We start from the raw sequence: 7,887 nt of genomic DNA, 5'->3' as shown, positions 1-7,887 counted from the left end.
GCCCCCGCCTCCCCCGAGAAGTCCGTCGCCACCTGCCATGCCCCGGCCAGCGTCAGCGCCCTCGCCGCCTCGTCGAAGGCGGCCGTACGGATGGACGTGTGCCCGAAGGCCGCAGCGCCCCCCACCCGGGCGATCCGCCGGTGCCCGAGCGCGGCCAGATACCGCACGGCCTCGGTCACGGCGGTGGCGTCGTCGGTCCACACGGAGGTGAGGCCGCCGGTGAGGGACGGGTGGCCGACGGCCACGACCGGCATACCGAGCCGCTCCACCGCCGCCACCCGGGGATCATCCGCGCGGAAGTCGACGAGGATCGAGCCACTGACCTGCTTCCCGCGCCACCACGCGTCCTGAAGCCCCACCTCCTCCTCCAGGTTCCGCACCAGCCGCAGCAGCAGCGAGCACGAGCGCTCGGTCAGCACGCTCTCCACCCCGGAGACGAACTCCATGTAGAACGGTTCGAGGCCGAGCAGCCTCGCCGGCCGGCAGATCGCGAGCCCCACCACGTCCACCCGCTGACTGGACAGCGAGCGCGCGGTCAGGTTCGGCGCCCACCCCAGCTCGCGAGCCGCCGTGAAGATCCGGTCCCGGGTGGCGTCGGACAGCCCCGGCTTGTGGTTGAAGGCCAGCGACACCGCCCCCTTGGACACCCCGGCGCGCGCGGCGACGTCCTTGATGGTGACCCGGGGGGCCGGCGGGGTGGAGGGGGTCGTCATCGGGTCGGCTCCACGCAGTACAGGGCGGATCGGGCGGCTTCCGCGGCGGAATCGCCGGAAGCCTTCCAGCCGCGTACGCCCATGGTGACCCGCTCGCCGGGCAGCAGGGTGACGAGCCCGGTGTCGGCCCGTGCCTCCGGGGCCAGCCGGTCGGCCTGGAGCAGCAGATCCCGTACGAGCGTACGGGCCGTCACGGTCACTGCGCCCGGCGCCACGGTGACGTCGAACTCCGGTCGCGGATACGGCACTTCGCGGTCCGGCACCGGAAAGTGCAGCGCGCGCAGTCCTCCCCCGCTCTCGGCTTCGCCTCCACTCGTGGGGGACCCCCATGCGTCGGCGACCAGGAACTCCTTGGGACCCACGGGCTCCAGCTCGGGCGGCACACCGAGGCGGGCGACCGTCCGTGCGGCGGCCGACAGCGCCCTGTCCGTCTCGGCCACCACCGTGCCGTCCACGGACATCCGCCGCAGCCTGAGGACGGCGGCCCAGTCCTCGCCCGCCTGGTTCACCGCCGCCAGCACCAGCCCCCCGCCGTCCCCTGCCTGCAGCGTGAGCAGCCGGTCCGCGTACAGCCGCCTCAGCTCGTGGTACAGCGGCTTGGGCCGTCCGTCGCCGTCGACGGCGGCCCACGAGGTCACCGGCCAGCAGTCGTTGAGCTGCCACACGATCGTGCCCGCGCACACGGGCCAGTGCGACCGCCAGTGCTCGATCCCGGCGGCGATCGCCCGGGCCTGGTTGACCTGCGTCAGATAGTGCCAGCGGTCGAAGTCCCGCGCGGAGAAGCCCTCCTGGGGTACGGCGAAGTGGCGGGCGAGCCCCCGCTGGAGCTTCCCGTTGCCGTCGGCGGCCTTTTGGTGGTGCAGCATGCCGGGGGAGTGGGGGGCGAGCTCCTCGCCGGGCAGGGCGCGCCGCAGCGTCGCGTACGCGGGCGGCGCCTGCCAGCCGAACTCGGCCACGAAGCGCGGCACGTATCCGCGGTACTCCGCGTAGTCCTCCCGGTTCCACACCTCCCACGAGTGGTGCGTACCGTGCGCCGGGGCGTTCGGGTGGTGGTCCCAGGACCCGGACCAGGGGCTGCCCGCCGTGTACGGCCGCGTCGGGTCCAGCTCGGCCACGACACGCGGCAGCACGCCCAGGTAGTACCCCTCGCCCCACGAGTCCCCGGCGAGCCGTTCCTCCCAGCCCCAGTCCCGGAAGCCCCACAGGTTCTCGTTGTTGCCGTTCCACAGCACGAGCGACGGGTGCGGCATCAGCCGTACGACGTTCTCGCGCGCCTCGGCCTCCACCTCGCCCCGCAGCGGCTGCTCCTCGGGGTAGGCCGCGCACGCGAACGGGAAGTCCTGCCAGACCAGCAGCCCCAGCTCGTCGCACGCCTCGTAGAAGTCCTCGCTCTCGTAGATCCCGCCGCCCCAGACCCTTACGAGGTCCACGCCCGCGTCGGCCGCCTGGGTGAGCCGCTCGCGGTAGCGCTCGCGGGTGATCCGGGACGGGAACACGTCGTCCGGGATCCAGTTGACCCCGCGCGCGAAGAGCCGCGTCCCGTTGACGGCCAGCGTGAAACCGGTGCCGTGCTCGTCCGCGCTCCGGTCCAGCTCCACGCTCCGGAACCCGATGCGCCGCCGCCACACGTCGAGGGCCGAGCCGTTGTGGCCGAGCGTCAACTCGACGTCGTACAGCGGCTGCCGCCCGTATCCCCGCGGCCACCACAGGTCGGGGTCCGGCACCTCCAGCCGTACGGTCCCGCTGGTCCCGTCGATCTCCGCGCGCGCCCGTACGTCACCGATCCGCGCCTCCAGCGTCAGATCCGCCTCGACCCGGGTCCGCTCGACGTCGACGGCCAGCTCGACCCTCCCCGGCCCGCCCTCGACGGTCACCAGCGGGCGCACCCGGGCGATCCGCGCCGTCGACCAGTGCTCCAGGCGCACCGGCCGCCAGATCCCGGCCGTGACCAGCGTGGGCCCCCAGTCCCAGCCGAAGGAGCAGGCCATCTTGCGGAGGTACGGGAAGGGCTCGGCGTACGCGTTCGGCCGGTCGCCGAGCCGCTGCCGCACCGCCTCGGCCTCGGTGTACGCGGAGGCGAAGCGCACCGCGAGCCGGCCGCTCACGCCGGTCACGTCGAAGCGGTACGAGCGGTGCATGTTCCGTACCCGGCCCAGGAGCCGGCCGTCCAGCAGGATCTCGGCGGCCGTGTCGAGGCCCTCGAAGACGAGATCGGTCTGCTCGTGCCCGGAGGCGGCCGCGAGGTCGGACTCGTACGTCCACTCCCGGCGCCCCACCCACGCCACCTCGGTCTCGTTCCGCCCGAGGAAGGGGTCCGGGATCACGCCCGCCGCCAGCAGGTCGGTATGCACACAGCCCGGTACCGCGGCCGGCAGCGCCCGGCCGTCGTGCCGCAGGGTCCATCCCTCGGTGAGCGGTGTGGCCTCCAGCATGCGCACTCCCTAAACCGGTCCAGCCCATCATCCGAAAGTGGGATGCGAAATATTTCGACACCCTTGGCGAAATAGGGACTTTACCGGTTCAGTTCGGGGCTGTCAGAGTGCCGAACCAGCCAACCCACTCGTGCTCATCCGTCCCCGAACGGAGCTGGTGCACATGAACCACCGCAGAACGATCGTCGGAACGCTGCTGGCCGCCGCGCTCATGGCCGCGGGCTGCACGGGCAGCGGAGGCACGTCGAAGGGCGCGGACGCCAAGGCCCCCGACGACCCGTCGAAGGTGACCGGAACCATCACGGTCCTCACCCCGCGGACCGACATCGTGCAGGACGGCACGATGCAGAAGTACGCCGACGAGTTCAAGAAGACCTACCCGAAGGTCACGGTGAAGTTCGACGCCATCACCGACTACGAGGCCGAGGTCAAGATCCGTATGAACACGGAGAACTACGGCGATGTCCTCATGATCCCGGCCGTCATCAAGAAGAACGACTACCCGAAGTTCTTCGCCTCGCTGGGCACGGCGGCCGAGCGCGGCAAGAAGTACCGCTTCACCGACTTCACGACGGTCGACGGCAAGGTCTACGGCCAGACCACGAACGGTGGAATGCCCGGCTTCCTCTACAACAAGCGGGTCTGGCGGGAGGCCGGCATCACCGACTGGCCCACCACCCCGGACGAGTTCCTCACCGCCCTGAAGGCCATCAAGTCCCGGACGGACGCGATCCCGTACTACACCAACTTCAAGGCCGGGTGGCCGCTGACCTCCTGGACGTACGTCAACGGCTCGGTGCACTGCGACACCCAGGCCACCGCGAAGATGGCCGAGGGCAACCCGTGGGCCGAGGGCGCCGACCTGCGCGTCGCCGACCGGCTCCTGTACGACATCGTGGACCAGGGCCTGGCCGAGAAGGACCCGACGACCACCAACTGGGAGGAGTCCAAGCCCCGGCTGGCGAAGGGCGAGATCGCCACGCAGTGGCTCGGCACCTGGGCGATCATCCAGTTCCAGCAGGCCGCCGAGAAGGCCGGGGCCGACCCCGACGACATCGGGTTCATGCCGTTCCCCGCCCAGGTGGACGGCACCTTCTGCGCGGTCGTGGCGCCCGACTACAACCAGGCGGTGAACGTCCACTCCCCGCACAAGGAGGCCGCCCGCGCCTGGATCGACTGGTTCACCGACAAGTCCACCTACGCGGACGACAACCTGGCCATGTCCCCGCTCAAGGACGCCCCGCTGCCCGAGGTGCTGAAGCCGTACGAGGACGCCGGGGTGAAGCTCATCGAGGTCGACGACAGCAAGGGCGGACTGGTCAAGGAGATCGACAACGCCTCGGAGGTCGGCATCTACGGGCCCGAGTACCGCCAGGACCTCGTCGACATCGCCCGCGGCGCCAAGGACGGCGACCTCGGCGACTTCCTCGACGGCCTCGGCGAACGCTGGACCGAGGCGGAAAAGTCCCTGGGGTCCTGATGACGCCCACGACGGAGAAGGTGGCGCGGCCGACGAAGACCGCGCCACCGGCCGCCGAGACGTCCGGGCCCCCGCGGAAGGTGCGCGTGTGGCAGCGGCTCACCCCGTGGCTCTTCCTGGCCGCCCCGCTCGCCCTGCTGATCACCTTCACGTACGCGCCGGTCGCCAACATGGTCGCGTACAGCCTCACCGACTGGGACGGCGTCAGCCCCGAACTCCACTACACCGGCGTCGGGAACTACGCCGACATCTTCACGCGGGCGGAGCTCTTCCAGGTCTTCCTGGTCAGCGGCTACTACCTCGCCGCCTCGGTGGTGCAGATCGGCCTCGCGCTCTACTTCGCCACGGTCCTCAGCTTCAACGTCCGCTTCCGGAACTTCTTCAAGGGCGTGCTCTTCTTCCCGTACCTGATCAACGGGGTCGCGATCGGTCTCGTCTTCCTCTACTTCTTCCAGGACGGCGGCACCCTCGACTCGGTGCTGGGCCTGTTCGGGTACGAGCCGGACCACGCCTGGCTGGGCACTCCGGCCTCCGCGAACATCTCCCTCGCCGGGGTGTCCGTCTGGCGCTACACGGGCCTGAACTTCGTCCTCTTCCTGGGCGCGATCCAGTCCGTCCCGGGGGAGTTGTACGAGGCGGCCGAACTGGACGGCGCGAACCGCTGGCACCAGTTCCGCCACCTCATCGCGCCGAGCATCAAGCCCGTACTGAGCCTGACCGTGATCCTGTCCGTCTCCGGCTCGCTGTCGGTCTTCGAGATCCCGTACATCATGACCGGCGGCGCCACCGGCACCGAGACCTTCGTGATCCAGACGGTGAAGCTCGCCTTCCAGTTCAACAAGACGGGGCTCGCCTCGGCGGCCGCGGTCGTGCTGCTGCTGATCATCCTGGCGGTGACCTGGGTGCAGCGGCGCCTCGTCCCCGACGACAAGGTGGAGCCCGTATGACCCGCCGCACCGTGGCCCGCACCCTGGTGTACCTGTCGCTGATCGGCGCCGCCGCGGTCGTCCTGCTCCCGCTCGGCGTCGTCTTCCTGATCTCCCTGAAGTCCTCGAAGGAGATGGCGAACGACGGCGGAGCGCTCTCGCTCCCCGACGACCTGCTCAACCTCGGCAACTACATGACGGCGTTCCAGGACGGCCGGATGCTCTCGGCGTTCGCCAACACGGCCGTCATCCTGCTGGTCGCCATCGCGGGGACCGTCCTCATCGGCTCGATGACGGCCTACGCCATCGACCGCTTCACCTTCCGCTTCCGGAAGCTGGTGGTGGCGCTCTTCCTGGTCGCCGCGCTCGTGCCCGGCGTGACCACCCAGGTGGCGACCTTCCAGATCGTCAACAGCTTCGGCATGTTCGATTCGCTATGGGCGCCGATCGTGCTCTACATGGGCACGGACATCGTGTCGATCTACATCTTCCTGCAGTTCGTACGGTCGATCCCGGTCTCGCTGGACGAATCGGCCCGCCTGGACGGTGCCAACGCCTTCACCATCTACCGGAAGATCATCTTCCCGCTGCTCAGGCCCGCGATCGCCACGGTGGTGATCGTGAAGGGGATCACCGTCTACAACGACTTCTACATCCCCTTCCTCTACATGCCCTCCGAAGATCTTGGCGTGATTTCGACGTCCCTTTTTCGCTTCAAGGGCCCCTTCAGCGCCCACTGGGAGGTCATCTCGGCGGGCGCGGTCCTCGTCATCGTGCCGACGCTGGTCGTGTTCCTGTTCCTGCAGCGGTACATCTACAACGGGTTCATGAGGGGGGCGACGAAGTGAGGTGACCGGTCGGCGGGGGCCGCGCCCCCGAAAGGGGCGCACCCTCGTACGACGGCTACGAACCCTTGACGGAAAGCGCTCCCACCAGCACCGGGGTCACCTGCTCGACCTGCCACGGCCGAGCCCCGTACCCGGCCAGCGCGACCCCCACCGAGCCCGCGTCCGCAACCGCCGGAGGCTCCCAGCACAGCCGCCGCACGGTGTCCGGAGTGATCAGGTTCTCCTGAGGCATGTTCAGCTGCTCGGCCAGCGCCGACACGGCGGCCCGCGCCGCGGACAGCCGGGCCGCGGCGGCCGGATCCTTGTCGGCCCAGGCCCGCGGCGGCGGAGGCCCGGTCACCGGCTGCCCGGGCTGCGGCAGTTGCGCGTCCGGCAGGGCCTTCGCCCGGTCGACCGCGGCCTGCCACTGCTCCAGCTGGCGCCTCCCCATGCGGTGCCCGAAGCCGTTCAGCGAGGCGAGCGCGTGCACGTTGGCCGGCAGGCCCAGAGCGGCCTCGACGATGGCCGCGTCACTGAGCACCTTGCCCGGTGACACGTCCCGGCGCCGCGCGATACGGTCCCGGGCCTCCCACAGCTCCCGCACGACGGCCATCTGCCGGCGTCGCCGCACCTTGTGCATTCCCGACGTACGGCGCCAGGGGTCCTTGCGCGGCTCGGGCGGCGGCGCCGAGGTGATCGCGTCGAACTCCTGCCGGGCCCACTCCAGCTTCCCCTGCCGGTCCAGCTCCTTCTCCAGCGCGTCCCGCAGGTCGACCAGCAGTTCGACGTCGAGGGCCGCGTACCGCAGCCACGGCTCGGGCAGCGGGCGGGTGGACCAGTCGACGGCGGAGTGGCCCTTCTCCAGGACGTAGCCGAGGACGCCCTCGACCATCGCGCCGAGGCCGACCCGGGGGAACCCGGCGAGGCGCCCGGCCAGCTCGGTGTCGAAGATCCGCGTCGGAACCATGCCTATCTCGCGCAGGCAGGGCAGGTCCTGGGTGGCCGCGTGCAGCACCCACTCCACTCCGGAGATCGCCTCGCCGAAGCCCGACAGATCGGGGCAGGCCACGGGGTCGATGAGCGCGGTACCGGCACCCTCACGGCGCATCTGCACCAGATAGGCGCGCTGGCCGTATCGGTACCCGGACGCGCGTTCGGCGTCGACGGCGACGGGGCCGGAACCGGCGGCGAACGCGGCGATCACCTCGGCGAGCGAGGCGTCGTCGGCGATCACGGGCGGAATGCCGTCCTGAGGCTCCAGCAAAGGGATCGGCGCCCCCTCAGAAGATCCGCCGTCGTCCGGAGGGGCGCCTCCGGTGGTTCGCAGTGAGCTGTCTGCTGCGGTCTCTTGGGCGTCGGTCACCTGTCAAGAGTATCCGTGTATGGACGACGCCCGTCGGCGGAACGTTCCGCCGACGGGCGTCCGAGGGTCGTAAATCGGTCATGTGCCAGACGTGCACGAGTCACACGTGTCAGCGGGCTCGTCCGGTGGGACGGAACCGCTCGATT

6 protein-coding genes are annotated in these 7,887 nt (G+C 70.4%); 3 read left to right on the top strand and 3 right to left on the bottom strand.

Going from position 1 to position 7,887, the window contains the following annotated elements:
* Positions 1-713 (bottom strand): LacI family DNA-binding transcriptional regulator (locus tag FNH04_RS13245; protein WP_152783714.1); only part of this gene is annotated, 713 nt, incomplete at its 3' end.
* The gene (locus FNH04_RS13240) at positions 710-3,145 is read right to left on the bottom strand and encodes a glycoside hydrolase family 2 protein (protein ID WP_152783712.1); all 2,436 of its coding nucleotides are present in this window, start codon (positions 3,143-3,145) and stop codon (positions 710-712) included. The genes FNH04_RS13245 and FNH04_RS13240, both read right to left, overlap by 4 nt.
* A 163-nt stretch (positions 3,146-3,308) precedes the next feature.
* On the opposite strand from FNH04_RS13240, the gene FNH04_RS13235 reads away from it, so the two are divergent.
* From FNH04_RS13235 to FNH04_RS13225, 3 genes are read left to right on the top strand one after another with little or no spacing between them, the layout of a single operon-like run.
* Complete coding sequence (locus FNH04_RS13235; protein WP_152783710.1) at positions 3,309-4,625, top strand: ABC transporter substrate-binding protein; 1,317 nt, start codon at positions 3,309-3,311, stop codon at positions 4,623-4,625.
* Positions 4,625-5,572 (top strand): carbohydrate ABC transporter permease, encoded by a 948-nt coding sequence (locus FNH04_RS13230; RefSeq protein WP_152783708.1) that lies wholly within the window; start codon positions 4,625-4,627, stop codon positions 5,570-5,572. The genes FNH04_RS13235 and FNH04_RS13230 overlap by 1 nt, the downstream gene beginning before the upstream one ends.
* Entirely contained in the window at positions 5,569-6,399 is an 831-nt protein-coding gene (locus FNH04_RS13225) for a carbohydrate ABC transporter permease (RefSeq protein WP_152783706.1), read from the top strand. Before FNH04_RS13230 ends, FNH04_RS13225 begins: the two co-directional genes overlap by 4 nt.
* 55 nt (positions 6,400-6,454) lie before the next feature.
* Here the strand turns inward: FNH04_RS13225 and FNH04_RS13220 are convergent, their stop codons facing one another.
* Positions 6,455-7,741, bottom strand: coding sequence for an HRDC domain-containing protein (locus tag FNH04_RS13220; RefSeq protein WP_322722999.1), 1,287 nt, complete (start codon positions 7,739-7,741; stop codon positions 6,455-6,457).
* Positions 7,742-7,887 lie beyond the last annotated feature (146 nt).

The sequence above is a fragment of the Streptomyces phyllanthi genome (assembly GCF_009377205.1).
Lineage (GTDB): Bacteria > Actinomycetota > Actinomycetes > Streptomycetales > Streptomycetaceae > Streptomyces > Streptomyces phyllanthi.
The sequence above is the reverse complement of the archived record's forward strand: the minus strand, read 5'-3'. Positions and strand labels throughout refer to the sequence as shown.

Bases quoted from the DNA above. Each gene is read 5' to 3' on its own strand.
- FNH04_RS13240 (WP_152783712.1), bottom strand. From the start codon at position 3,145: ATGCTGGAGGCCACACCGCTCACCGAGGGATGGACCCTGCGGCACGAC.
- FNH04_RS13235 (WP_152783710.1), top strand. From the start codon at position 3,309: ATGAACCACCGCAGAACGATCGTCGGAACGCTGCTGGCCGCCGCGCTC.
- FNH04_RS13230 (WP_152783708.1), top strand. From the start codon at position 4,625: ATGACGCCCACGACGGAGAAGGTGGCGCGGCCGACGAAGACCGCGCCA.
- FNH04_RS13225 (WP_152783706.1), top strand. From the start codon at position 5,569: ATGACCCGCCGCACCGTGGCCCGCACCCTGGTGTACCTGTCGCTGATC.